Below are 25503 nucleotides of genomic sequence, written 5' to 3'. Positions count from 1 at the left end.
GTTTATTGTTTGTATGCCAGTGCTGAGAATCTTGATATAGTCATTTTTAAGCGTTTGATTTTTAGATAAGCCAATGATTATTAATAGAGAATATACCCCATTGAATAAAACGAAATAGGGGAAGGTAACAAAATATTTTTTGTACAGCAATCTATTTATAGTGGTTTTTAATAGTTAATACCAAATACGACCTGTAGCGTTCAAATTACAATTAGCATGCAGGTGTAACTCTGAAGTTTTGCTAAAATAGTGCGCAATCCCAATAACACAAGTAAGTGCCCAAGATGACGTTTAATATCGTTTATCTTGGCGTATCATTTTTGCCTATGAATGCTCTATTCCGTTTTTTTGAAAATCGTCTACCCGCCTTTCCTGATACTCCTATGCCATTACCCTCACCTCGTCAAGGGCTGTTGAGATTTTTGTGGGCATGTACCAAAGGTTTACGTGGCTGGCTACTGTTTTTTATGATTTTGTCCGCGGGTATCGGCATTTATGAAGCGATGCTATTTGCATGGATTGGTAATATAGTTGACTGGCTAGGTATCTATACGCCGCAAACGCTATGGACTGAAAAAGGCGACGTGCTCCTTTTGATGCTAGCGGTAATGCTACTGAGTCCGTTTTGGATTGCCTTATCGTCGTTTATTCATTTTCAGTCGATTCAGGGCGTGTTCCCGATGCAAATGCGCTGGCGTTTTCATCAGCATATGCTCGGGCAGTCGATGCAGTTTTATCAAGATGAGTTTTCTGGTCGAGTTTCTGCCAAGGTAATGCAAACCGCACTAGCCGTACGCGATACGGTGATGACGGTCACTGATATGTTTATGTATGTGATCGTTTATTTTATTACCACTGGTGTCATCTTATTTAACTTAGACAGCTTATTATTAATCCCATTTATCATCTGGTTTGTACTCGTTGGCTTTACTTTACGTTTCTTTATTCCCAAGCTTAAACGGACTGCTATCGTACAGGCTGATGCCCGCGCGTTGATGGTTGGCCGTATCACTGACGCTTACGCCAATATTATGACCGTTAAATTGTTCAGTCATTCGCGCCGTGAGCTGGGTTATGCTAAGAACGCTATGGGTCAGTTTTTAGGAACGGTTCATGCGCAAATGCGCTGGGTCAGCTATTTAGAGATCTCAACCCATCTGATCAGCGTCATTTTAGTGAGTAGTACGGCTGGGATTGGTATCTATTTATGGCAACAAGGCGATATTGGCGTTGGGGCTATTGCCGCAGCAACCGCAATGGCATTACGATTAAACGGTTTAACGCAGTGGATTATGTGGCAAACAGCAAGCTTGTTTGAGAGCATTGGTACCGCCCAAGACGGTATGCGTACCTTATCTGCACCGCAGACTATCGTTGATGCGCCTAACGCTTCTAATCTAAAAGTTACCGATGGTCATATCGTCTTTGACCATGTTGATTTTAGTTATGAGGGTGAAGATGATATCGAAGGCGAGCGCATTGATGGGGTTGATACTGCCGGAACAGCGCTTATCCCCTCACAAGTAAAACTACTGGATAACTTTTATTTAGATATCAAACCCGGTGAAAAAATCGGTTTGGTTGGACGTTCAGGTGCCGGTAAATCGACCTTGGTGAACTTATTACTGCGCTTCTTTGATGTTGATAAAGGTAAAATTTATATCGATGGACAAGCGATTGATGAAGTCACTCAAGAGTCTTTACGCCAGCAAATCGGTATGGTAACGCAAGATACCTCACTGCTCCACCGTACCGTACGTGAAAACATCGCCTATGGACGTCCTGATGCCAGCGATGAAGAAATCATTCTTGCCACTAAACAAGCACAAGCTTGGGAATTTATCAAAGACTTATATGATGATAAAGGCAATACTGGTCTTGATACGCAGGTTGGAGAACGCGGGGTCAAACTCTCTGGCGGTCAGCGTCAACGTATTGCCATCTCACGCGTTATGCTAAAAAATGCGCCAATTTTATTATTGGACGAAGCGACAAGTGCGCTCGACTCTGAGATTGAGTATGCCATCACTGAAAGTCTAAATGACATCATGACTGGCAAGACCGTCATTGCTATTGCCCATCGTCTGTCAACGATTGCAGCGCTTGATAGATTGGTGGTCATGGATAAAGGTCAAATCATCGAACAAGGCAGCCATGATGAATTATTAGCATTAAATGGCGTCTATGCTGGATTATGGCAGCGCCAAAGTGGTGGTTTCTTAGGTGAAAACAGTTAATTATCGTTAAACATAATGAGTCACAAGGAAGTGTTATTCTCATGGAAGCATTTACAAACAGTATTGATATCAGTGGACAACAAGCCCGCTATTACGACCTAAGCCAGCTCAATGCGGCGGTGAGAAAAAATGCCCATAAACGTCCAGCTGCGCATTTTTATGGTGGCAATAGCTTCACTGTCGGTACCTATCAGCCTCTAATGCATAATCTTGCGGATAATTTTGATATAACCTCGCTAGCAATGCGTGGCTATTGGTACGACAAGCCCAAAGCTCGTCGCCTGACTCGTGAACAAGATGCCGATATGCTCATTAAGTTTTTGGACAAAACTCAAGATGCACCTATTATCGGTATTGGACATTCACAAGGGGCAACCGCTACCGCAATGGCGGCGGCCAAGCGTCCCGATCTATTCTCACAACTATACCTTATCGAGCCAGTCACTTTTACCAAGAAACAAACAGCACTGTATAATTTACTCCCACGGGCTTTTATGCTCAGCCGCGAGCCTTTTAAAAGCACACTAACCAAGCGAACGACTTGGTCAAGTATCGAAGGTTACTATGAGCACCTGCGCGAACAACGTGCTTACAGACGTATCAGTGATGAGCACTTGTTGGTGTTCGCTGAACAAAGCCTTGCTGCAAATACTAATGGCAGCTACTCTCTAATATTTGATCCAGAGCAAGAGCTCGCCAATTACTTTGGCACGCCACATATTGATAAATCTCTTAAAAAATTGCGCTGCCCCTATACGCTTATTACCGGTAAACCAACTTTGTTTATTAACCATAAAGTTCGCAAGCAATGGCAAAATTTTGTACCTGACAACAGCATCATATCACTAACAGATTACGGTCACTTGTTACCGATGGAAGCGCCTGAATTATGTGCGCAAATCATAAGTGAACACTATCAAAGCCGTAAATAAGCCAAACCATGACTGATCTTTTTGCCCCAGCACCCACTGATAACTTGTTACCCTATGATGGTAAGGTCAATAATTTAGGAGTTATTATTAATAATCCTAATGACCTCTACGACAAACTTTTAACTGAGCTTCCTTGGCGCTCTGATATCGTAACTTTATTTGGTAAAACTCATGTCACCACTCGTCAGATTGTTTGGATGGGTGAAGAAGATACCAGTTACCAATACTCCGGTCATGCGCGCCAAAGCATTCCATGGTCAGATGCAGTGTTTCATGTGAAACAAGTTGTCGAGCGACAGCTGGCAAATATTGGAATCGCTGCTGACTTTAATACTTGTTTGCTAAATTATTACCCTTCAGGATCTGACGGTATGGGCTATCATGCGGATGATGAAAAGGAGCTAGGCTATCAGCCAATTATTGCTTCCTTGTCCGTTGGCGCTACACGAAAATTTGTTTTTAAGCATAAAAAAACTCAAGATAAAGTCGAGCTTCATCTTGAGTCTGGTCAGCTTATCGTTATGCATGGTGATACCCAAGCATTTTGGAAGCACACCGTCACTAAGACTAAAACAGTAGCCGATGGACGAATTAGTCTAACGTTTCGGCACGTGCTTTCAGATTAGCTGGCTTTTAAGACAATTTTGCCAAAGGTATCGCCTTTTTGTAGCTCAGTGTGAGCGGCAACGATCTCAGATAGCGGATAAGTCTGCTGAATATGTAATTTGAGCTTACCAGTTGCCACTTGTTGTAATACTCTTGCCATATCTTGCCCACTACGTTGAGCTTTATAACCAGCGACATTTAGATCTTTTTGGCTGCCAGCCTCCTTGAGCTTATCGACCCAAATCGTTGGTAGCACATTGACGCGTCCACCAGACTTGAGCACATCAAGCGCACGTACACCTGCATCACCACCGACCAAGTCCAGTAGCACATCCGCTTGCAAATCAGGGAATGCATCCTCTTTAGTATAATCAATCCAGCCTGCTAGCTTGCTCTTATCTATAAGGTCATCAAGCTTGGCATACTTTTCTGGTGAGCAAATAACAGTGACTTTGATATCGTTCTGATTCACCTTGTCCATTAATAACTGAATGAGTAGATGACCAACACCACCTGCCGGGGCATTCATTACGACATGCTCGCCTGTTTTGATATCAGCAAATTCTACAAATTGTAGTGCCGTTTGTCCTATACAAGGCAGTGCACCTGCCTGCTCTAGCGTTACCGATTCTGGTACTTTAGCCAGCAATGTAGCATCGACTGCCACATACTCAGCATAACAGCCACCATCAAAAGTAAGCGCTGCGACTTTCTCATCAACAGTAAACTGATCGTTATTACTTTTGACCACAACACCAGCCATATCAAAACCTAAAATAGCAGGTTTGTCATGGTCAAATTTATTTTTACGGATATTCTCGGCACCCCAGCCCTTACCTTGGCGAGTCTTATAATCAACGGGATTAATGCCTGCATACGCGACTTTCACTAACACTTGGTCATCACTTAACTCAGGGATAGCGACATCGTCTTGATAGTTCATGACATCGGGTTCACCAAACTCACGAATAAGTACAGCGTGTTGAGTCGTTGGCAATGGTTTATTAGAAAGGTTAGACATAGGTATATATCCTTATATTTTATGTGCTAGTAGTTAATTATCTTATTAATTTGGAATTTTTTGAGTTTTAATTTTATTAAAAAAGAAACAGGTATTATTCAATTTATAGGTAGCGAACCTATACTATAACAAAGCCAACTCAGCACTAATAGGCAAGTGATCGGACAATTTTGACCAAGGTTTACCAGTATGTACCCAAGCGTTTTTCACAGTAAGATTACGTACATAGATACGATCTAAACTTAGCACAGGCAGCTTTGCAGGAAAGGTCGGTAACAATTTACCATGACATTGTTTAAAAGCCTCAGTCATCCCAAGATCACTTGCTAAGGTGTCACAAGATAGCTTTTTCCAGTCGTTAAAATCACCCGCTAAAATCAGAGGTTGATTCGGAGCTATCTCGTTGCGCATGTAATCACTAATGGCTTGATATTGCTTAATACGATCACGCTCAAATAGGTTCAAGTGAGCGCACAATACCACCACTGGCACATCCCAACCAGCTGGCTGCACCTCACAATGCAAGACACCGCGTTGCTCAAGTTTATTCACAGTAATGTTAACGTTATGCTTTGGATCTAGTGGAAATCGGCTCAGTACCGCATTACCATGATGACCATTTTCATATTCTGAATTTTTACCATAGCTATTTTCTAGCTGCAGATACTCACCAAACCATTCATGCTGAGATTGATCAGGGTATTCGTTATAGTGCATATTGCGCCTCAAATGCTGACCTTGCACCTCTTGTAAACATAGGACATCAGAGCCTACTTCTTCAAGGGCTTGAGCAATCCCTTGCATTTTTACTCGGCGATTAAGTGGCGACATGCCTTTATGGATGTTATAGCTGGTCACAACAAAAGAGTTTTTATTAATCATAAATTCAGTATTCATAAAATAAGTGTTATAAGCGATTATAGGCGTTATTCGCGCTATAACAACAGGAATGGTAATTTTGTCTTAGCTTTATCGCAACTATATTAATTATATGAAATGCAAAAAAGCATTGGCTCATATTGAACCAATGCTTTTTTTATTGATGCTAAATCATTATTGCTAAGCTAACTGGCTAGCTAGATAACGATTAGTAGCGCGTAACCAAAGCAATTGGCTGATCATCACTCATAATATCTTGTGGCATAAACACAGCCTCACCACCATTATGAATGACATGCTCAATGATTTCGCCAACAGCGTCATCAGTCACACCTTTTTCAGATGCATCATTAGCAGCAGTTAATGTCTGCGCTTTTTCGTCAATCATCGCAGCCTGCATATAACCGCGACGTACATATAAGGTTTCACCAGCGCCTTGATAAGCAGCACGATATACATCCTGCAAATCAGTCCGAAGCATATCAGCCCCGCGTGCTTTGTCAATCTCACCCAGTGCTGCTTTATGTAATGACGTACGATATTCTTCTACCGCCTCTTGTACTGAGTTAACGATATGCTGTGCACTACCATCATCTAGATTGGTAGCGTTTGAGACCATTGCAATAATATTGTCTGGACGATCACAAACTTCTTTGTAGTAGCCAATATTTTTTGCATCACCAACAATGACGAGTGGCATTTTGTGCTCACCCCATAGTTCTTGCACGCTTTTGTCAACTTGGTTAAAGAACTCTTTTAGATAACTGCTTTCATTGTTAGATGAACGATCAGAGCCACCATCGCCTGTAGTATATAGTCCATTATTATCAATAGGGAATGGGATGCTTTCCATATGATTTTGACTATCATCATCCTTGTCGAACTCCATGACTACACGATCGTTAGAAGCTTCGATGAGTCGCGCCTTATCACGGGTCAGAACTACCGTATAATAATGTACCGCACTCGCCATATCGCGAACTAAGTCACGGGTCGCAAATCGATCTGAAATAATGACCCGTTCTGTAGTATCGATTGGCATACGGATGACTTGCACATCATCAGTGCTAGCAAATATCGCTAATGTATCAAGATTATAGTTATGATTTAAATCATTAGTTTTGGCATGAATATTTTCTAGAATAGTCGTTGCGGTACGCTTATCATACTCGCTGGTTAAACGATCTTCCATCACTTTCAACTGGTTTTTTAGAGCGATAGGATCTTGTTCATTCGCTGGATGCGCGCGATGGGTCTTAACAAATATACTTACTGCTGGATTGGCTTTGGTTTCACGTAAACTCTTGAGGGTCGCTTTCATAAACATTTTTCCTTATGTTATTGTTGTCGGTTTTGAGTAGCTAAATGATAAAGACTGGCTTTATCTATAGGGCTATCCTAACCAAGTTATGTCAATGCTATGACATAGTTAATCATCGGACAGCTTTTATCTATTCAACTGCTTTGTTTAATGTATTGTTATGCACACTATACGTCCGTTATTTTTTATACTTATATACAAGTATATTCTGATTGTTATGTAGGACAACTTTATGCAGAACAACTATGATGCTATCAAGTTAATGTTGCTAGCTATAGGGTTAGTTTGCAAGCAAATGATGACGCTTTGTAAGTATCACTAATGAAAACCATATTTCGAGACATCTAATAATCATAATACTTATCTGACAAACAATATATCCTATAAACAATATAGACGATTTACTTTTAGTCTACGGCTGCTGGCTTGCATTCTTACCAAAGCATACCCATCATTTAGATAGCTTTCTTTGAATTTGCTAACTTGTATATGCTAAAAAGAAATTAAACTATTCAACAATAATTAACCAAATAACAATTAGCCATTTATTACCATTGGATACCTCTATGACTACGATTGACCCAAACCTACATCTTATCGACTTTACCGCAGCGAAGCCTAACGAATTACAGGTAAAAGTAGATGATGCGATTGAGCAAGGTAATAACTTTCTAGACGAGCTAACAACGTCTACAGACAACACTAGTAATATAAGTCCTAAGCAGGCATTGACTGATGTGATTGCTTTTGATCATATTAATTTGGCATTGGATCGGAGTTGGGGAGTCTTATCGCATCTTAATAGTGTGATGAGTAATGACAAGATTCGTCATGTACATCATGAGTTGTTACCTAAACTATCCGCTTACGGTACTCGAGTCGGTCAGCACCAGCCACTATTTAGCCGTTACCAAGCTATCGTCAATGATAAAGAATTTTTTGCAGAGCTTGAGCCAGCACGTGCGCGTGCCATTGAGCTTGCATTACAAAGCTTTGAGCTGTCTGGTGTAGCGCTACCCAAAGATAAGCAGGACGAATTTGCTGACATTCAAAGTAAATTATCTACCTTATCTGCAACTTTCTCCGATCATATTTTGGATGCTACCCAAGCCTTTGCATTGCCATTACAGAAAGAGCAATTAGCAGGCCTAACGGAAAGTGGCTTGGCACTACTAGCTGATGCGGGTGAGCAATATAAAGTGCGTGAACTTGCCAGCGGCGTGCTCACACAAGCTGAGATTGATGCATTACCAACGCCTTACTATGTGGCGACTTTGAATATCCCTGTATATCTTGCGGTCATGACCCATGCGGACAATCGCGAACTGCGTGAGACCTTATACCGCGCCTATGTCACCCGTGCTTCTGAATTTGATACTCATACCAATGCTAAAGGTGAATCGCTAAACAACGCTGATATCATGGGCCAAATCCTGCAATTACGTGAACAAAAAGCCCAGCTATTAGGCTTTGCTAATTATACTGAAGTATCACTTTCGACCAAGATGGCAGACAACGTAGCCGAAGTTGAGACCTTTTTACGCAATTTGGCTACTAAGGCTAAGCCTACCGCTGAGCAAGATTTAGCCCAGTTGCAAGAATGTGCGCGTGATTATGACATCACTGAGCTACAACCATGGGACAGTGCTTATATTGCCGAAAAGGTAAAACAAAACAAATTTAGTTTATCGCAAGAAGAGATTCGTCCGTACTTCCCCTTACCGAAAGTTATTGACGGTCTCTTTGCTATCGTTGAGCGTCTATACGGTATCAAAGTGCAAGAACAAAATAGTTCTAATGAAGCTACTAAAGATGAAGCCAACGCAGTTTCGCGCTGGCATGATGACGTGCGCTTTTATCAATTATTTGATGCAAACGATACATTGCTCGGTGGCTTTTACTTTGACTTATTTGCGCGTAGTGGCAAGCGCAGTGGTGCGTGGATGAGTGGCTTTCAATCGCGCTATAGCAATGATGAGCAAGCATATCAGCAGCTACCAGTTTGCTTTATGGTCGGCAACTTTACCCCAGCGCTAGACGGTAAGCCAAGTTTGCTCACCCATGATGAAGTATTAACTTTATTTCATGAGTTTGGTCATGGTTTACATCACCTATTGACCCAAGTAACGGTCGGTGATGTCGCGGGCGTAAACGGGGTTGAGTGGGATGCGGTCGAGCTACCCAGTCAGTTTATGGAAAACTGGGCATGGGATGCTGAAGGCATTGCGCTTATTAGCAGTCATGTCGAGACGGGTGAGCAATTACCAAAAGATAAGCTTGATGCCTTATTAGCTGCCAAGAACTTCCAAAGTGGCATGCAAACATTGCGTCAAATTGAGTTTGCACTGTTCGATTTACTTATTCACTCGCATACGCCAGCGCTTGATTATGCCGGTATCCTTGCAACACTTAATGACGTTCGCAGTGATATTGCCATTATGGAAACACCTGATTACAACCGCTTTGCTAATGGTTTTAGTCATATCTTTGCGGGTGGCTATGCAGCAGGTTATTACTCTTATAAATGGGCTGAGCTGCTATCTGCGGATGCGTTTAGTAAGTTTGAAGAAGACGGCATTTTTAACCCAATCACTGGTAAAGCCTTCCGCGAGACTATCTTATCTGTGGGCGGTAGCTTGCCGGCAAAAACCAACTTCGAGAATTTCCGTGGGCGTAGTGCCAGTATTGACGCGTTGTTACGTCATAGTGGCTTTAATAATACGGATATCAATACTGCGGCAAATGCTCAAACTAAGCGTGAGGTCAGCTAATGCGTTATCAATCTAGTCGTCCAAAAAGGCAATTCTTAGCGGGAGTACGCTGCCCTAAGTGTCAGGTGTTAGATGCAGTAGTGCAAATAAATGTCGTGACGCCAGCACCTGATGAATATATTGAATGTACCCTGTGTGGCCATAGTGAACACCGTCCCGACCCTGATGAGATTAGCGCCAAGAATCATCTTGAGGATCAGATTAATCGCGATGCAATGGTAACCGGTACTAGTGGCACAGTAAAATTCAAACCTTAACTTCAAATTTTCATAGTAAATATACTTATAAAATGATAAAAGCTTTGAACTAAGTCGTCAATAATGCACTCACTACTAGCCTATCAATTGATAGGCTTTTGTTTTTTAGTTTGCTATAGTATGGAAACTTTGTTTTCGATATAAACTGGCTACAGTATGACTTCTAAGAAACCTTCGTCTCTTCTGACCAAAACAGTAACAACTAAGCCAACGGGTATCCGTCTAAAAAGACTCATAACCATAGCCTTGTTGCTGCTACTTATCGTAATCGCTTATTTCGTTTGGCCACGCCCGCTTCCGAGCACCTCAACGCTTGTAAAAGAGATACCGACAGAACCTGAGCAATCTCAAGTTGATACGATACCAACGACTATGGATTCAACGAGTATTGATGATACTGATAGCGACCTTTCGATTAATGAAGGCGCTGAGACAACTGAGATACAAACACCTGACTCTGAGGCAATTTTAAATGCGTCATTACCGGAAACTGACAGTTTAGCCAAGGAAGAAGTCGATCGCTTAGAAGACGAGCGTCAACGACTAGTAGAACAAGAGAAACTAGCAGTTGAGCAAGTGCAAATGAATAAAAAACTGACAGATATGAAAGCTGAACAAATAAAATTGCTTGAGCAGCAAATCGCACAGTTAGAAGCAGCACAAACTCCTCAATAAGCTATCATCTTAAAAACATTGAGTTGGATAACAGTATGTCAGTAGGCAATAGCTTTTATTCAACTATAGACTGAGTCTATATAACTTATAAAAGCATCTACTCATGGGGCATCTGTTATGACTACTCTGCAACTCACCCATGCCCCTATTCTAAATAGTAGCGCGCAGATACTTATCTTACCAGTTAATAATGCTGGGATATTTCTAGATCCTGTGCTGATGCGAACTAAAACCTTGTATCCTGACAATTATCAACGCTATTATCGCGCTTGCCGTGATGGTAGCTTTGAAGCTGGTAGCTGCTTACTTCATAAACGGTTGCGTGAACATGCTGGTCTTGGGATCAGTAGTAATGGCAATTAGCCAAGTTATGTTGCTAACCTTGTCATATCCGACCACCCTTATCATCCAGCACGGTCGCGTTGGTTAACGGCTGCATTGACTGATTTATGCGAGCAGCTTATTCCGTTGATACGCTATCAAGGTATCCGTAGGGCTGCTCTACTCACACGCCCGCTTGTCTTTGACAATCCTAAAAGCAATATAGCTAATACCTCAAATTTGATTCCCTTAGATTGGAATACTGATACCCTACCTCTTCTCAACCAATATTTACAAGATCTACCAAAAGTTCGAGTTGATATTCATCTGCCCAAAAGTATCGTCATTTAGATTTGCCCAACTTTCTATCAAAATGTTTTTTCCTGTAGGCCTTAATAGGTATATTTATGTCGAGATATTGACTAAAAAATTACTCCAGCCTAATATCAAGTTATAAGAATTATCGAGCGTAGATATCTTTTACCTATAACTCCAAACAGGACAATCAGTTATGTCAAACAACAACTCAAAAAACAGCAAGACTGGAAACGAAAAGAAATCTACTGACAATAAAGCGGTCACTGGCGTAGAAGTGGTCAAAGACGATACCGTAGTATTTGAAAACGGTGACTTTGAAGACTATAACGCTGAGCATGACTATCAAGAAGACAAAGATCAAAAAAAGAAAGATCAAGAAAAGAAAGCCGATAGCTCTACTAAAAATGATAAATCAGACGATGATAAGTCAGATAAACAAGATAAGTCGGATAAGTCTAGCAAAAGTAAAGACACTGATAAAGACCAGAAATCTAGTAAAGAAGATTCGTCTGAAAAGGATAGTAAATCCAAAAAAGACGATAAATCTAGTAAAGATGACACTGATACTGAAGATAGTAAATCTGATCAAAAAGATGAAGCCGATAAGAAGGATGAGTCTGAGCAAGACGACACATCTAATATGACGATGGCTGGTATATTTCAGTGGGCATCTAAGCTTAGAGAGGACTTCATGTCCGAAGCTACGGGCATTACTAATGGCGTCACCGAAAAAGCGGCTGCCATGACTCTTCAAAGATTAATAGCTGTGGTAGATATGGAACTGGCAGCCTTTGATAAAAGCGTAGAAGTCGCTAAAAAGCTCATAGCAAATGTAGAAGAAGAACGTGCTAAGATTGTGAGTAGAAAAGACAAGTACCAAGGTATGATTGATAAGTTAGATCAAGAGTAAGCACTTTATCTCGTTAGTTTATAGTGTCATCAATCCAATGTTAAACGTTTAAAGTAAGCGTTTGGCATTGGATTTTTTGTTGTCCGGCGTTTATCTATTATTCTATCAGAGTCAACAAAACAGGTCTTATGTGGATAAAAAACCAGTGAATGGGTTGGGTGTCGCTAGATTCACCCAACCTAAGAGCTTTTGCACCTCTAATTTGATTGAATTGAAAAAGTTTTCAGAGTAATGTTAAATATATCTATCTTGATTGTATTAAGTAGTTACTGAACTTGAACAGAAAATGAAATATTTCTCTTTAAAAATTCATTGGCAAATACATCATTAACCTTCTGGCTAAGTGCAAAGTAGTTGAGTAGTAAGCTATCAATAATGGGGGCGTCAGGCGTATCCCAACGAATCTCGCGACCATTAAAAGCTATCATTGAAAATTTTGAATTCTTATCATCATTGGTATTTATTTGATTTATAGCTTGATAAATACTATCTAAATCATTACTGCAAATAACATAATTTGGTCTATAAGCGAACTTATTCCTTATTTTATTAAACAGCTTAAAAACTATCGCTAATTCAGATGGCAGCCCCAGTTTTTTAGAGATTTCAAGCTTAGTATCAAACGATGTAAATCTCTTCAAATCAAAAAAATCTTCGCAGTTTGTAATCTTATTGCACCATATATCTAAGAATGCTTCAAGAATAAAATGTATTCTTAAAATTGCCCCTAATAAATCTTTCGTACCCATTAACGCTTTCATATTTTCTAGATTATAGGCTGCTGAAAGATCTTCATAAATAGCAGTAGCCATTAATATCACTCCAAGTTAAATAATATAGTTTACGTCGTTTGCTCTAAACATTACCACTTTTGCAAATCTTTATTCTGGATTCGGGGTTTCCTCAACGCTGTTCATAAACCTGTATATCATAGAACACAGTGAGACGATACTCAGATTTATGTAACTACTTTATTGATAGAGAGCCTAAAGACCTTAGATTTGCCTTTAATTTGATATGAAAATACTCAAATTCATATTTATTTTTGGGTAAAAATTGCGACACCCAACACTATAAACCACAATGACCTTCCAATCATTATCCAAAAATAAGTACAAAAAAAACCGCCCTGACCTAAATCAAAGCGGTTTTTTATATCGAGCAATAAACTATTTATTCAGCAGTTGTCGTTGTACCCTGCTCAATGCCTTTCATAGTCAACTTAATGCGACCACGGTTATCAACGTCTTGAACGAATACCTTAACAATCTGACCTTCTTTTAGATAGTCTCATACATTCTCTACGCGCTCTTCTGCGATTTGTGAGATATGCACAAGACCATCCATATTTGGCAAGACGTTGACGAATGCACCAAAATCAAAGATACGAGCGACTGTACCTTCATAGATTTTACTGATGACGTCACGGATTTTGTCAGGGTTGATCTCAATGAGAGCATAGTTAAGTGCATGCGCATTGATTTCAGTATGGCTCTCAGGCAATACTTTATTCATTGCATCTAAGATATTGATACGACCGGCATCAGCTTGCTTCAGTGCTTGTCTTCTTTAACCAGACCCATTAAGCTCAAATCAAATTCAAATATAGCTTATTGTGCTCTACAAAGTTGAGTTGTGGCTATTCCATCACTTCAATAAATAAATTTTTGAATCCAATAAATACTACTCGTAGACCATCACCTGATAAGTTAGGCTCAACTATCTCCTTCCTGTCTTTTCATTAATGGTCTACAAATAGTATTAAGCGATATGGATTACTGATTTCATTTATGTACATCCTAATCATACTGATATACTTTTAGACAAGCGAACCTATAAAGTACTTGGGCTATAACTTAATAATTAACGCTTAACACAGGAGCCAATTACAAATTAATCTATGCTGACCCCACTATGAGAGACTCACCTGAATTAATATATGAGTAAAAATACGTTTATTTATCTCTTAAAAGCCCTTCAATTATCCAATTTTGGAGGTTTAAATCGCTCTCATGCCAATTTATATCTTTATCCCAATACCCTGTAGAGCGTTCAAGAAAATTCAACATAGGAAAGCCATAACTTATTTCTACAACTCTAATTTCATCGTCTATACCGTGAATAAGGTCAATGGCTAATGACTGAGTTTTAAGTTTATCAGAAACGTTAAAAGCTAACTCTATATACCTTTTATCAATTTTGTCGTTATCAAAAACCAAATTTCCGCTTCCTGATGCTCTAAAATCATTCTCTCTAACCATTCTCTTTAAAGCTACTGCTTTATTATCAATAACGACAACTCTAACATCAAACCCTTTATTCTCTATAAAGTCTTGGAAATAAGCATAATCACGTTCAGGACTTTGTTTTTTAGCAAACTCACTATTAAAAACAAGTCTTGTAACACCTTTTAAAACATTTGTTAACGAATCTATACTTACTGTATCTTTTCCACTCTTTCTAAGCGCTTCTTTTAAATACCCAACCCTATCTAGCTGAGGGAATCCCTTTCCAAAAGACTTGTTTATAAACTTAACTGCGTCCGATTTTGTTCTAGCCAACTTAACATTACTAGATCCTGCACCTCGAGTTAGTTTGAAAACTTTGGGATAGCTAGTATTCTTTGCCCATTTCTTCGCTTGTTTTTTATCATAAAAAATATAGCTAGGAACTATTGGTATACCAGCAGCTTCAAGAAGATACTTTTGAGCGACCTTATTATCAAAATGCCAACTTGTTTTAAAATCAGGAAAAACCCTTAATCCTGAATGTTCTATAGCAAAAAGGATATTTTTAGCAGCGAGAACATCTTTGATTTGTGAATGATGATGATGCCACATGAAAACATCATAACCTTTTAGTTGTTCTATAATATCAGTATCAAAAGCATTAACTAGCTTATAATCAATATTTTCATTTTCGCAATATTTAATCCAACGATCGGAAAAACTCCCTGGTCTATGATGAATAGCTACTTTCATTTATATTTTCCTTAAAAAAAATCATTGAATATTTCAAAAAAACGGAGTTAATAGATTCTGCTTTTCTTAAAAGAGAAGTCATTAAAACACAAAATTAAATTAATAGCACAATTAATACCACACCAATGGAGCAAAATTATAGGTGTGACATGATTGATGTAATATCCGAATTAATTGTATATCGTAAAATTAAGTACATCTTAAATAGACACCAAAAGGTAAATTGCTTTTACATAATGCGGTACATTTTGAATACTGAAGCTTGATAGCTTTAGCTAACGGTTTAACGGTTTAACGGTTTAACGGTTTAACGGTTTAACGGTTTAACGGTTTAACGGTTTAACGGTTTAACGGTTTAACGGTTTAACGGTTTAACGGTTTAACGGTTTAACGGTTTAACGGTTTAACGGCCATTATGAAGTCCATACTCAAAAATAGAAACAGTAACACCTTGATGTTATTAAAAATATTTTAAAGGAATAGCGGAAGATACTACAAAAAAATTGATAATCAACACACATCCTAATATTACGAATAATCTATCTAACTATAAAACACTATATAGATAGAATCAAACAGTATGTTGTAATCCGAATATAAGACTAAAAGTTAAAAAAACACTTATTTATTACTTAGATAAAAAATAATACAATTTTGGAATCAAAACTTATGATTCAACCAAAAAAAACCCCTAATTACTCTTATAACGATGCTGATGGCAAATTAAAGAAGACTCAATCTACCCTCGAAAATATTACTACAGGTGGACTTCAAAGTACATTGTCATTATTTCAATAGCTAGATCTATTGCTATATATAGCGCACAGCCAAAGGTTAATATCCTAATCAGGTAACCAAATGCATTTGATAAAATTAATGATTAACCATTTAGTAACATTAAAGAGATAAAAAAAACCGCCCTGACTGCTATTACTAACAGTTCAGAGCGGTTCTTTTACATCAAACTAAACTACTTATTCAGCAGTTGTCGTTGTACCCTGCTCAATACCTTTCATAGTCAACTTAATGCGACCACGGTTATCGACATCTTGAACGAATACTTTAACAATCTGACCTTCTTTTAGATAGTCTGATACATTCTCTACGCGCTCTTCTGCGATTTGTGAGATATGTACTAGGCCATCAGTATTTGGCAAGACGTTGACGAATGCGCCAAAGTCAACGATACGAGCGACTGTACCTTCGTAAGTTTTACCCACTTCAACTTCAGCCGTTAATGCTTCGATTTTACCGATAGCAGCTTTGGTTGCGGCTTTGTTTTCGCCAAAGATACGAATCGTGCCACCATCATCAATATCGATAACCGCGCCAGTCTCTTCGGTTAGCTGACGAATCATCGCGCCGCCTTTACCAATTACGTCACGAATCTTATCAGGATTGATTTCGATAACCGCATAGTTAGGTGCGTGAGCGTTGATCTCAGTACGGCTCTCTGGCAATACTTTATTCATCGCGTCTAGGATATGAATACGACCTGCATGAGCTTGTTTTAACGCCTGCTCCATGATATCTGGAGTAATACCTTCGATTTTGATATCCATCTGTAAGGCTGTGATACCGTCTTTAGAACCAGCGACTTTAAAGTCCATATCGCCAAGATGATCTTCATCACCTAGGATATCCGAGAGTACAGCAAAGCGCTCGCCTTCTTTAACCAGACCCATCGCAATACCAGCAACTGGTGCTTTGATTGGTACGCCTGCATCCATCAATGCCAAGCTTGCACCGCAAACAGAGGCCATAGAAGATGAACCATTTGACTCAGTGATTTCCGATACTACGCGGATAACATACGGGAAGCGTTCGCTGTCTGGTAGCATCGCTTGTACACCGCGACGTGCTAGACGACCATGACCGATTTCACGACGTTTAGGAATCCCTTCACGGCCAGTCTCACCTACTGAGAAATGCGGAAAGTTGTAATGCAGCATGAAATGATCACGGATAGTACCCGCTAATGAGTCAATCATATTGACGTCACGGCTGTTACCAAGCGTTGTCGTTACTAATGCTTGAGTTTCACCGCGAGTAAATAGTGCTGAACCATGAGTAAATGGCAACACGCCCACTTGTACATCAAGAGCACGAACAGTCTCAAGATCACGACCATCAATACGCGGCTTGCCTGACAAGATATTGTCACGAACAGTACGATATTTAAGGTCGTTATAGATTTCTTTTAGCTCAGATACCGTATCAGCATAATTTTCTGACTCAGCATCACCAGCAAGCGCATCGATAATTGATTGCTTAATCTCATCAAGCTTAGTGTAACGCTCTTGCTTATCAGTAATGGTATAAGCATCAGCAACTTGCTCGCCGAACTGCTCTTTCATGCTGCTTTCAAGCGCTTGATCACGTTTAGGGGCAGCATATTGCTGCTTAGCAGTACCAACTTCTTCTGCCATTGAAGCAATGTTATCAATAACAATTTGCTGTTGCTGATGACCGTATAGTACCGCGCCTAGCATCTGATCTTCTGAAAGCTCTGCCGCTTCAGATTCAACCATCAATACGGCAGACTTTGTACCAGCTACAACTAAATCAAGGTCACTTTCTTTAAGTTGTTCAAGCGTTGGGTTTAGTACGTATTCACCATTGATAAAGCCAACACGTGCGGCAGCAACAGGGCCATTGAATGGCGCGTCAGAGATAGCCAGTGCTGCTGAGGCACCGATTAGTGCTGCGATATCTGCAGACTGAGTCTTATCTGATGAAACAACAGTAGCAGTGATTTGAATTTCGTTAACGTAGCCTTCAGGGAATAGCGGACGAATCGGACGGTCAATTAAACGCGACGTTAACGTTTCAAACTCACTGGCGCGTCCTTCACGTTTGCCATATGCACCTGGGATTTTACCCGCAGCATACATTTTTTCTTGATAGTTTACAGTCAATGGAAAGAAGTTTTGGCCTTCTTTGGCATCAGATTTTACTACTGCTGCCACCAACACTGAAACGCCGCCCATATGGACCATAATAGAATTAGCTTGGCGAGCAACACGGCCAGTTTCAAGGACGACTTTTTGGTCGCCATATTGGAATTCACGTTTAATAGTATTAAACATTGTCGGATTTGTCATATATTTTTCCTAATGTTGAATGACGAAAACGATATCAATTGCTTGAGCAATCTAACATCGGTCGTTAAGAGTTCTATTGTGTAATTACAGATACTGATAAATATTATTTGCAAACCTTGCTATTGGTCATACATTTATCAAGAGTACTGCTGCATCTTTTTAATTATTCAAATTTGGTTTCTATAGCCGCTTATCTTTACGAGTTGTAATAAAGTCTTGCACCAATTTTGTGCTCGTCAATTTATACAAGGTACCTGATATAACCTAACTCTAGTCATAGGGCAGCTACAGAATAAATGCTATAAGTTTTGATATAGCTATGGAAATGCACAGTGCACTATTTTACAGTGATTTATAGGCATTGACCAATTAAATACAAAACTGAGTGTTTTTCTGGTTAAAAGTTAAGCTAACTAGCATTTATACCGTCCAGCCTTTATTCAATACCCATAAAAAAACGGCGTGAAGCTATTCCACACCGTTTTTGTTTTACCTATATATTATATTGATAACAGCAAGTCATTTTTCTCAAGACTTCTAAAGTAGTTCTCAAAGTTATATTGCAAATTGGCAATATCTTCTCACTTGGCTACTATCTATACAATAGTCGTTGAATTAACGACGTAAACCTAACTGTTTGATAACTGTGGTATAGCGACCAAGATCTTTGCCTTTTAAGTAATCAAGCAATTTACGACGCGTATTAACCATACGGATAAGACCGCGACGGCTATGATGATCACCTTTGTGCTCTTTAAAATGGTTCTGTAAATCATTGATACGAGCACTTAACAAAGCTACTTGAACTTCTGGGGAGCCAGTATCGTTTTCGCCACGTTGGTATTGAGCAATGATTTGTTCACGATCGGTATTAGTTAGCATAAATATCTCCGGCAATGCTAAAAGTTCCAAGATATACTCAGGTTTAAGTATTCTTAAGAACAATAGAATAGTAAATAAGGTAGCTTATACGTCATTCAGGACAACCCTGCATTACTAGAGTTGACCTAGTGTACGATAAGCTCAGTCTGTTGTAACGATTACTTAAAAACTAGGTCAAATTAATGCAAAATAACACTTAATTCAATCACCTGCATACAGCAGTAAATTAAGCATATTGCCTTATTTAAGGCCTAATTTAAATGTGACAGCAATTATAACAAAAAACTGCTGAACTAACAGCAATTTTCCGTGTTAGTTTCAACAGTTTTAGGTAAACAATATTAGATTAATACTGCATAGATAAACGATTCATATAATAAAATTCATATAATAAATAAGGTACTTACTTATTTGTGTTTTTCTTAATATCGTCTTCAGTAGCATTGCCACCAAGGGCATCGTCATCAAGTGGTACCGTTGTTGCTTCAGCTAAGCTGTCTGGAGTTACATCTTGATTAGGATTGATATCTTCTACTAGTTTTTCTATTTCTAGTTCTTGCTTATCCATATCTTTTTTTGACTTATCCATAAAATCTCCTTTTATTCTCTAGGTAACAACGGATATTAGCTAGTATCTAGCTAATATCCGTCTTAGAGATACTCTATGTAAATAATCTACTGAATTCTACTCAATAAACTTTACTTATCTTTCTTAGCATTTTCTAAGTTGTCAGCAATACGATCTGCTGCGGCTTCAGAATCTTCTGTATGATTATTTTCAGTTTGGCTCTTAAGTGCTGCAGTTGCTGACTCAGAACGTTCTTGCTCAAGTTTGGTGTCGTTTGGATTAGGGTTTGCCATAATATTTTCCTCGGTTAGTGTTGTTGTGGTTATAAGTAAGTTAAATGAAAGTTGCTATCTCATTATTCATAGAATGATGAAATTTATTAAGATAATGCTTTGTCAATAGCTTCAACGAAATTGTTGATATCATCTGGATTACGTGAAGTAATCAAATTACCATCTACTTGGACTATTTTGTCTACAAAGGTCGCCCCAGCGTTTTCTAAATCGGTTTGTAGCGAATGATAAGCGGTAAGAGTTTTACCTTTAGCGATACCGGTATTAATAAGAACCCAAGGAGCATGACAAATAACTGCTAATGGTTTGTCTGCATCATTAACCGCATTGACTATATCGTGTGCTTCTTTGTTGCCACGTATGGTATCTGCATTCACAGTACCACCTGGCAATACTAAAGCATCATAATCAGCAACTTTGGCATCTTTTGCGAAAATATCAGCGGTAAACGTATCGCCTTTATTTACATCCTCATTCATCCCTTGAACTTCTTTCTCTTTGTTAGTAGTAATAAGGACTGTCTTATAACCTTTTTCTTTTAATTGGTTATTTACGTCTTCGTACTCTGCTTGTTCAAAATTATTATGTAGTAAGAAAGCAATCGTTTTCATAATCTACCTTATATGTTCGAAATGTAATTTTCTAGAGTTTTTATTAACTTATTAGTTTTTATTAACTTATTATTCGTATGATTCACTATTAAGTATTAGTACTTATAATTCGGTGTTTTTGTTATTAATCTTTTTATTATTAAGTATTCTAATTAGATCTGTTTATTCTGCTTTTCCTAGCTGACTTAAACAGTGTATAAAAAAAACAGGCTTCACCATAGGTGAAGCCTGCAATAAAATGTGACGATATGTGATTAATGTAATGCGCTAGTAATTAGTAAGAGGGATTGGTGAACAACAGTATAATAGGTTACTTATAATAAAAATATCTTATAAATGAACAATCTTTTTAGGTTGTAGTCGACCGTTCAGACTTACGGCACCTAACCCAATAAACTGTCCTTGTTCGTCAACAAGACGTACATCTACAGGTATTTCGTGCATCAGTACTGATTCTTCAGCACTTTGATTCACGGTATTGTCAGTATGATTATCTTTTAGGACATTATCATCTTTATCATTAGCTAGCTTGCTACTAGCTAAGTTTTGTTCGACGGCCTCAGTAATATAATCATTCAATGTACCTACCAGTTGGTCAAATACGTTGAGTCGCTGACCTAACCTCACACGTTCGCACTGTTCAGTTGTTAGTATTAATTCAGGCTCAATCTTTACACAGGCATCTACAGATAACAGTTGTGACAATCTTTGAGGTAATTCGAGCTCTTCTAACTGTGACAAGGTCATTGCATTATCGATCAAAAAATCGCCTACTTGTAAGCGACGTAATGCGGTTAAATGACCTAACGTACCTAATGCTTTAGCGATATCTTCGCCTAGAACACGTACATAAGTGCCTTTAGAACATGTAATCGTTAGTTGAACCTGCTGTTCATCTAATCTTAATAAATCAATAGCCTTAATGACTATATCTCTAGGCGCACGCTCGATTTCTATACCAGCACGCGCATACTCATAAAGCTTTTTACCATCTTTTTTCAGAGCGGAATACATTGGTGGAATTTGTTGCTGTGCACCCAAAAATTGCTGTCCAAGCTCTTTTAATAAACTCTCACTAAATTTTGGTATAGCAGCTTGGGCAATTATTTGTCCATCTGCATCACCAGTATCTGTCTGGCTACCAAGAAAAATAGTCGCTTGATAAGACTTATCAGCATCCAATTGATAATGGCTAAATTTAGTTGCTTCGCCTAAACAAATAGGTAATAAACCAGTCGCCATCGGATCAAGTGTACCTGTATGACCTGCTTTTTTGCTGTCATACACAGGTGACTTAAATAGATATTTCACCTTTGACACTACTTGCTGTGAGGTCATACCAGTGGGCTTATCAATTAAGATAACTCCTGATATTCTTATCTTATTAAGTTGCTTATCAGCTCGTTTGGACATAATAGAAAATTACTCGTCTGCTTCATTTTGCTCTGTTTTGGTGACGGCCTGATTGATTAGATCCATCATATAGTTACCACGAGCAGTCACTTCATCATAGTGAAAGCGTAAGCGCGGTGTAGTGCGCGTTTTTAAACTATGACTAAGCTCAGTACGCAAAAAGCCAGCTGCTTTATTCAAAACTTGTATGCTTTGCTCGTGGTTAGTCTTGTTCATAGCATCATTTAGCTCAGGCTCCATGATGGTAACATAGACATCGGCATAACCTAGATCTGGACTTACCTTGACGCTAGAGATAGTCACAAAACCAGTAAGACGCGGATCATTGACCTCATCACGAATAAGTACTGCAATCTCGCGTTGAATTTGGTCTGCTAAGCGTTGTAAACGTTGGTTCATATTATTACCCTGTTTTTTAATAATAATTTAGTAATAGTGTTCAATAGCAGAAATATACGATAAAAAAGGCCTACCAGGTTGGACCTGTTAGGCCTAAGTACATCATTATCTCGATAATCTAAGCTTTGCTAGATAAAAGCACAATATGCTTAAATCGTACGTTCAAACTGTTGGATTTCGAAAACTTCGATCTTATCGCCAGCTTCAACATCATAGCCGCGAACCGCTAGACCACATTCCATTCCGGTACGCACTTCATTAACGTCTTCTTTATAACGACGTAATGATTGCAATTGTCCAGTAAAGATAACCTTATCATCACGTAATACGCGGATAGGCTTATTACGATAGATAGTCCCTTCAACGACCATACAACCGGCAGCTGCACCAAACTTACTAGAGCGGAACACTTCACGAACGTCAGCGATACCAAGGATTTTCTCACGATGTTCAGGAGCAAGTAGACCACTCATCGCCGCTTTTACATCATCAATCAAACCATAGATGACACTGTAATAACGAATATCCATGTTGGCAGCGTCTGCTTTACGGCGTGCGGTTGCATCAGCACGGACGTTGAAACCTAATAGTACGGCTTCACTAGACTCTGCAAGAGTAACATCAGACTCAGAAATTGGACCAACACCTGAACTAATCACTCTGACTTTAACTTCGTCAGTTGATAATTCATTCAGTGCAGAAAGTAACGCTTCAAGCGAACCACGAACATCTGTTTTTAATACGATATTCAAGAATGACACATCGCCTTGTTCCATCTGATCGAACATGCTTTCTAAGCGCATGGCATTCTGACGTTCCAGTTGACGCTCACGCTCACGATTGGTTCTAAAATCAGCAACTTCACGTGCTTTTTTCTCATCTGTCACGACTAGGAATTCGCTACCAGCTGCTGGTGTCTCAGGTAATCCCAAGATTTCAACAGGAATAGAAGGACCAGCTGACTGAACGCGTTGACCATGCTCATCAGTCATTGCACGAACTTTACCATAGTACTCACCAGCTAGAACTAAGTCACCTTGTTTAAGCATACCTTTCTTAACTAGGACACTTACAACAGGGCCACGACCTTTATCAAGTCTTGACTCAATTACCACACCTTGTGCAGCACCGTCTAATGGGGCTTCTAACTCCATTAATTCAGCTTGTAAACTGATATATTCTAAAAGCTCGTCAATGCCTTCACCAGTTTTAGCTGAGATACGCGCCATTGGCGTATCGCCGCCCCACTCTTCTGAGACTACTTCTTTTGCAGTTAATTCGTTTAATACACGATCAGGATCAGCGCCTGGCTTATCCATTTTATTAATAGCAACGATTAGAGGAGTACCCGCTGCACGAGCATGATCAATCGCCTCTTCAGTTTGTGGCATCATGCCATCATCGGCTGCGACAACCAATACTACGATATCAGTCGCTTGAGCACCACGTGAACGCATCGCACTAAAGGCTGCGTGACCTGGAGTATCAAGGAAAGTAATAACACCGCGCTCAGTTTTTACATGATAAGCACCGATATGCTGGGTGATACCACCTGCCTCGCCCGTTGCAACTTTCGTTTCACGAATCTTATCAAGTAATGAAGTTTTACCATGATCAACGTGACCCATAATAGTAACGACTGGTGGACGCGTTTGTACGTTACTGCTGCGCTCATCAACCGCATGATGAAGATCGTCTTCAACTTTGGTATCACTGACTGGTACTGGGTTGTGACCCATTTCCTCAACAATTAAACTAGCGGTCGCTTGATCAATAGTATCTGTTTCACGAGCCATTTCGCCCATTTTCATCAGCAATTTAGTAACTTCACGAGCTTTAACAGCCATACGCTGGGCGAGATCTGCTACAGAAATCTGCTCACTAATCTCAACATCGTAAATAATTTTGTCGAGAGGTTTCTCGAATTTATGTTGTGCAGCTTGCGTTGATCTCAAACCGTTCTTACGGTTCTTAAACTCACGTTCATCTTGGTTTTTGCGACGACGGCCACGAGCGCCAGTGCTGCTTGCACCACGCTTGATTTCACGACGCTCTTTTTCAAACGACTCTTCTAATGCATCGCCTACCAAACCTTCAGCCAATGGCTCGTCCTTACGAACTTCGGCAGCAGGCTGATCCGTGTATTTACCAGCCATTTTGCGCATTTGCTCAAGTGTACGTTTTTGAGCCTCTTCAGCTTGTACGCGACGAGTTTCAGTCTCAATTTGACGTAGACGTTCTTCTTCTTTCTCACGTACTTCACGAACCTTGCGCTCAGCTGCGGTTTCAACTTTTGGCTTAGTAGCAGCAATTTTTTTCTTTTCTTTCTCTTTTTCTTTAGGCTTAACTTCAACGGTAGTTTTGCCGCCTTTCTTAACTACGACTGAAGAGGTAGAAATCTCTTCGTTTTTACCACTTGAGCTTTTGCTTGAGCCAAGACTTGCACGCATAGCAGCTAAGGTTGCTGCTTGACGCTCTTCTGACTTTTTCTTAGTTGCAGAACGTTCTTCAGCTTCTTTAGCAGCACGCGCTTGCGATTCAATCATCGCTTGTTCACGCGCAGCTAATTCTTCCGCTATCTTTTCCGGATCCGGCTTATCAAATACTTTCTTTTTACGTACTTCAACATTGACGCTCTTGGATTTACCTGAAGAGCCAGTCACACGCGCGGTACTGGTCGTCTTAGATTTAAGGCTAATACGGCGCTTCTCTTGCTGACCATGACTTTGTTTTAAATACGTCACCAACTTCTCTTGCTCAAGTTCGGTGACTGAGTCATCCTCCCCGCGAGCAGGTAGCCCAGCATCCTGTAGTTGCTGTTGTACAGCACTAGCGGTTTTGCCTACCATTTCTGCCAGTTCTTTGACGGTCTTATCTGCCATTTATTATCACCTACTGTCTATTATTTGCTATATGTTCAATTCAGTTGTTGGCTACAAATGATTGCGTTTAGGCTGATGCTAGTGTTATTTATCATAACTAATTATTATATAAGCACACTAAA

22 protein-coding genes and 1 pseudogene are annotated in these 25503 nt (G+C 39.5%); 9 read left to right on the top strand and 14 right to left on the bottom strand.

Annotated features, from left to right (window positions below; all coding sequences use genetic code 11):
* Nucleotides 1-326 precede the first annotated feature (326 nt).
* The 3 genes from AK823_RS00510 to AK823_RS00500 are packed head-to-tail and all read left to right on the top strand — an operon-like array spanning nucleotide 327 to nucleotide 3795.
* Nucleotides 327-2237 carry an ABC transporter ATP-binding protein gene (locus AK823_RS00510; RefSeq protein WP_068330005.1) on the top strand — a complete coding sequence of 637 codons (1911 nt, stop codon included), beginning with the start codon at nucleotides 327-329 and terminating at the stop codon, nucleotides 2235-2237.
* Between the two features lie 41 nt (nucleotides 2238-2278).
* Entirely contained in the window at nucleotides 2279-3169 is an 891-nt protein-coding gene (locus AK823_RS00505; RefSeq protein WP_068325395.1) for an alpha/beta hydrolase, read from the top strand.
* An 8-nt stretch (nucleotides 3170-3177) separates the two neighbouring features.
* A complete protein-coding gene (locus AK823_RS00500) occupies nucleotides 3178-3795 on the top strand; it encodes an alpha-ketoglutarate-dependent dioxygenase AlkB (RefSeq protein ID WP_068325393.1) in 618 nt (205 codons plus the stop codon).
* On the opposite strand, the gene AK823_RS00495 is transcribed toward AK823_RS00500, so the two are convergent.
* The 3 genes from AK823_RS00495 to AK823_RS00485 all read right to left on the bottom strand — a co-directional run bounded on the left by AK823_RS00495 (nucleotide 3792) and on the right by AK823_RS00485 (nucleotide 6996).
* The gene (locus AK823_RS00495) at nucleotides 3792-4796 is read right to left on the bottom strand and encodes an NADP-dependent oxidoreductase (protein WP_068325392.1); all 1005 of its coding nucleotides are present in this window, start codon (nucleotides 4794-4796) and stop codon (nucleotides 3792-3794) included. The genes AK823_RS00500 and AK823_RS00495 overlap by 4 nt on opposite strands.
* A 123-nt stretch (nucleotides 4797-4919) precedes the next feature.
* Complete coding sequence (locus AK823_RS00490) at nucleotides 4920-5678, bottom strand: endonuclease/exonuclease/phosphatase family protein (protein ID WP_068038832.1); 759 nt, start codon at nucleotides 5676-5678, stop codon at nucleotides 4920-4922.
* A 205-nt stretch (nucleotides 5679-5883) separates the two neighbouring features.
* Nucleotides 5884-6996, bottom strand: a complete 1113-nt coding sequence (locus AK823_RS00485; RefSeq protein ID WP_068325390.1) for a hypothetical protein — start codon at nucleotides 6994-6996, stop codon at nucleotides 5884-5886.
* A 566-nt stretch (nucleotides 6997-7562) separates the two neighbouring features.
* On the opposite strand from AK823_RS00485, the gene AK823_RS00480 reads away from it, so the two are divergent.
* The 6 genes from AK823_RS00480 (at nucleotide 7563) to AK823_RS00460 (ending at nucleotide 12248) form a co-directional block, all read left to right on the top strand.
* Nucleotides 7563-9767 carry a M3 family metallopeptidase gene (locus AK823_RS00480; protein WP_068325387.1) on the top strand — a complete coding sequence of 735 codons (2205 nt, stop codon included), beginning with the start codon at nucleotides 7563-7565 and terminating at the stop codon, nucleotides 9765-9767.
* Nucleotides 9767-10024 (top strand): YheV family putative metal-binding protein, encoded by a 258-nt coding sequence (locus AK823_RS00475; protein WP_068325385.1) that lies wholly within the window; start codon nucleotides 9767-9769, stop codon nucleotides 10022-10024. Before AK823_RS00480 ends, AK823_RS00475 begins: the two co-directional genes overlap by 1 nt.
* 156 nt (nucleotides 10025-10180) lie before the next feature.
* A complete protein-coding gene (locus AK823_RS00470; RefSeq protein ID WP_068325383.1) occupies nucleotides 10181-10699 on the top strand; it encodes a hypothetical protein in 519 nt (172 codons plus the stop codon).
* A 117-nt stretch (nucleotides 10700-10816) separates the two neighbouring features.
* The gene (locus tag AK823_RS14190; RefSeq protein WP_228138883.1) at nucleotides 10817-11062 is read left to right on the top strand and encodes a hypothetical protein; all 246 of its coding nucleotides are present in this window, start codon (nucleotides 10817-10819) and stop codon (nucleotides 11060-11062) included.
* 75 nt (nucleotides 11063-11137) lie between these two features.
* Nucleotides 11138-11371, top strand: a complete 234-nt coding sequence (locus AK823_RS14185) for a hypothetical protein (RefSeq protein WP_228138882.1) — start codon at nucleotides 11138-11140, stop codon at nucleotides 11369-11371.
* A gap of 160 nt (nucleotides 11372-11531) precedes the next feature.
* Nucleotides 11532-12248 carry a hypothetical protein gene (locus AK823_RS00460; RefSeq protein WP_068325381.1) on the top strand — a complete coding sequence of 239 codons (717 nt, stop codon included), beginning with the start codon at nucleotides 11532-11534 and terminating at the stop codon, nucleotides 12246-12248.
* A gap of 266 nt (nucleotides 12249-12514) precedes the next feature.
* Here the strand turns inward: AK823_RS00460 and AK823_RS00455 are convergent, their stop codons facing one another.
* The 11 genes and pseudogenes from AK823_RS00455 to infB all read right to left on the bottom strand — a co-directional run bounded on the left by AK823_RS00455 (nucleotide 12515) and on the right by infB (nucleotide 25381).
* Complete coding sequence (locus AK823_RS00455; RefSeq protein WP_068325379.1) at nucleotides 12515-13060, bottom strand: hypothetical protein; 546 nt, start codon at nucleotides 13058-13060, stop codon at nucleotides 12515-12517.
* A gap of 361 nt (nucleotides 13061-13421) precedes the next feature.
* Nucleotides 13422-13811, bottom strand: a pseudogene (locus AK823_RS14005) (S1 RNA-binding domain-containing protein); the annotation flags it as partial.
* A gap of 392 nt (nucleotides 13812-14203) precedes the next feature.
* Nucleotides 14204-15229 carry a hypothetical protein gene (locus tag AK823_RS00445; protein WP_068325375.1) on the bottom strand — a complete coding sequence of 342 codons (1026 nt, stop codon included), beginning with the start codon at nucleotides 15227-15229 and terminating at the stop codon, nucleotides 14204-14206.
* Nucleotides 15230-16203: 974 nt separating this feature from the next.
* A complete protein-coding gene (pnp, locus tag AK823_RS00440; protein WP_068330002.1) occupies nucleotides 16204-18318 on the bottom strand; it encodes a polyribonucleotide nucleotidyltransferase in 2115 nt (704 codons plus the stop codon).
* A 630-nt stretch (nucleotides 18319-18948) separates the two neighbouring features.
* A complete protein-coding gene (gene rpsO / locus AK823_RS00435) occupies nucleotides 18949-19215 on the bottom strand; it encodes a 30S ribosomal protein S15 (protein WP_068033696.1) in 267 nt (88 codons plus the stop codon).
* Nucleotides 19216-19618: 403 nt separating this feature from the next.
* A complete protein-coding gene (locus AK823_RS00430; protein WP_068325374.1) occupies nucleotides 19619-19804 on the bottom strand; it encodes a hypothetical protein in 186 nt (61 codons plus the stop codon).
* Between the two features lie 110 nt (nucleotides 19805-19914).
* Complete coding sequence (locus AK823_RS14110; RefSeq protein ID WP_158510464.1) at nucleotides 19915-20076, bottom strand: hypothetical protein; 162 nt, start codon at nucleotides 20074-20076, stop codon at nucleotides 19915-19917.
* An 86-nt stretch (nucleotides 20077-20162) separates the two neighbouring features.
* Nucleotides 20163-20687 (bottom strand): type 1 glutamine amidotransferase domain-containing protein, encoded by a 525-nt coding sequence (locus tag AK823_RS00425; protein ID WP_068325370.1) that lies wholly within the window; start codon nucleotides 20685-20687, stop codon nucleotides 20163-20165.
* Nucleotides 20688-21017: 330 nt separating this feature from the next.
* Nucleotides 21018-22100, bottom strand: a complete 1083-nt coding sequence (gene truB / locus AK823_RS00420; protein WP_068325368.1) for a tRNA pseudouridine(55) synthase TruB — start codon at nucleotides 22098-22100, stop codon at nucleotides 21018-21020.
* 9 nt (nucleotides 22101-22109) lie between these two features.
* Nucleotides 22110-22499: a ribosome-binding factor A gene (locus AK823_RS00415; RefSeq protein WP_068033687.1), complete on the bottom strand. Its 390-nt coding sequence runs from the start codon at nucleotides 22497-22499 to the stop codon at nucleotides 22110-22112.
* Between the two features lie 149 nt (nucleotides 22500-22648).
* Nucleotides 22649-25381: a translation initiation factor IF-2 gene (gene infB, locus AK823_RS00410; RefSeq protein ID WP_068325367.1), complete on the bottom strand. Its 2733-nt coding sequence runs from the start codon at nucleotides 25379-25381 to the stop codon at nucleotides 22649-22651.
* Between the last annotated feature and the right edge of the window lie 122 nt (nucleotides 25382-25503).

The organism is Psychrobacter sp. P2G3, from assembly GCF_001593285.1.
Classification (GTDB): domain Bacteria; phylum Pseudomonadota; class Gammaproteobacteria; order Pseudomonadales; family Moraxellaceae; genus Psychrobacter.
The sequence above is the reverse complement of the archived record's forward strand: the minus strand, read 5'-3'. Positions and strand labels throughout refer to the sequence as shown.

Coding starts and splice junctions, on each gene's coding strand:
- AK823_RS00510 (WP_068330005.1), top strand. CDS start 327: ATGAATGCTCTATTCCGTTTTTTTGAAAATCGTCTACCCGCCTTTCCT.
- AK823_RS00505 (WP_068325395.1), top strand. CDS start 2,279: ATGGAAGCATTTACAAACAGTATTGATATCAGTGGACAACAAGCCCGC.
- AK823_RS00500 (WP_068325393.1), top strand. CDS start 3,178: ATGACTGATCTTTTTGCCCCAGCACCCACTGATAACTTGTTACCCTAT.
- AK823_RS00495 (WP_068325392.1), bottom strand. CDS start 4,796: ATGTCTAACCTTTCTAATAAACCATTGCCAACGACTCAACACGCTGTA.
- AK823_RS00490 (WP_068038832.1), bottom strand. CDS start 5,678: ATGATTAATAAAAACTCTTTTGTTGTGACCAGCTATAACATCCATAAA.
- AK823_RS00485 (WP_068325390.1), bottom strand. CDS start 6,996: ATGAAAGCGACCCTCAAGAGTTTACGTGAAACCAAAGCCAATCCAGCA.
- AK823_RS00480 (WP_068325387.1), top strand. CDS start 7,563: ATGACTACGATTGACCCAAACCTACATCTTATCGACTTTACCGCAGCG.
- AK823_RS00475 (WP_068325385.1), top strand. CDS start 9,767: ATGCGTTATCAATCTAGTCGTCCAAAAAGGCAATTCTTAGCGGGAGTA.
- AK823_RS00470 (WP_068325383.1), top strand. CDS start 10,181: ATGACTTCTAAGAAACCTTCGTCTCTTCTGACCAAAACAGTAACAACT.
- AK823_RS14190 (WP_228138883.1), top strand. CDS start 10,817: ATGACTACTCTGCAACTCACCCATGCCCCTATTCTAAATAGTAGCGCG.
- AK823_RS00460 (WP_068325381.1), top strand. CDS start 11,532: ATGTCAAACAACAACTCAAAAAACAGCAAGACTGGAAACGAAAAGAAA.
- AK823_RS00455 (WP_068325379.1), bottom strand. CDS start 13,060: ATGGCTACTGCTATTTATGAAGATCTTTCAGCAGCCTATAATCTAGAA.
- AK823_RS00445 (WP_068325375.1), bottom strand. CDS start 15,229: ATGAAAGTAGCTATTCATCATAGACCAGGGAGTTTTTCCGATCGTTGG.
- pnp (WP_068330002.1), bottom strand. CDS start 18,318: ATGTTTAATACTATTAAACGTGAATTCCAATATGGCGACCAAAAAGTC.
- rpsO (WP_068033696.1), bottom strand. CDS start 19,215: ATGCTAACTAATACCGATCGTGAACAAATCATTGCTCAATACCAACGT.
- AK823_RS00430 (WP_068325374.1), bottom strand. CDS start 19,804: ATGGATAAGTCAAAAAAAGATATGGATAAGCAAGAACTAGAAATAGAA.
- AK823_RS14110 (WP_158510464.1), bottom strand. CDS start 20,076: ATGGCAAACCCTAATCCAAACGACACCAAACTTGAGCAAGAACGTTCT.
- AK823_RS00425 (WP_068325370.1), bottom strand. CDS start 20,687: ATGAAAACGATTGCTTTCTTACTACATAATAATTTTGAACAAGCAGAG.
- truB (WP_068325368.1), bottom strand. CDS start 22,100: ATGTCCAAACGAGCTGATAAGCAACTTAATAAGATAAGAATATCAGGA.
- AK823_RS00415 (WP_068033687.1), bottom strand. CDS start 22,499: ATGAACCAACGTTTACAACGCTTAGCAGACCAAATTCAACGCGAGATT.
- infB (WP_068325367.1), bottom strand. CDS start 25,381: ATGGCAGATAAGACCGTCAAAGAACTGGCAGAAATGGTAGGCAAAACC.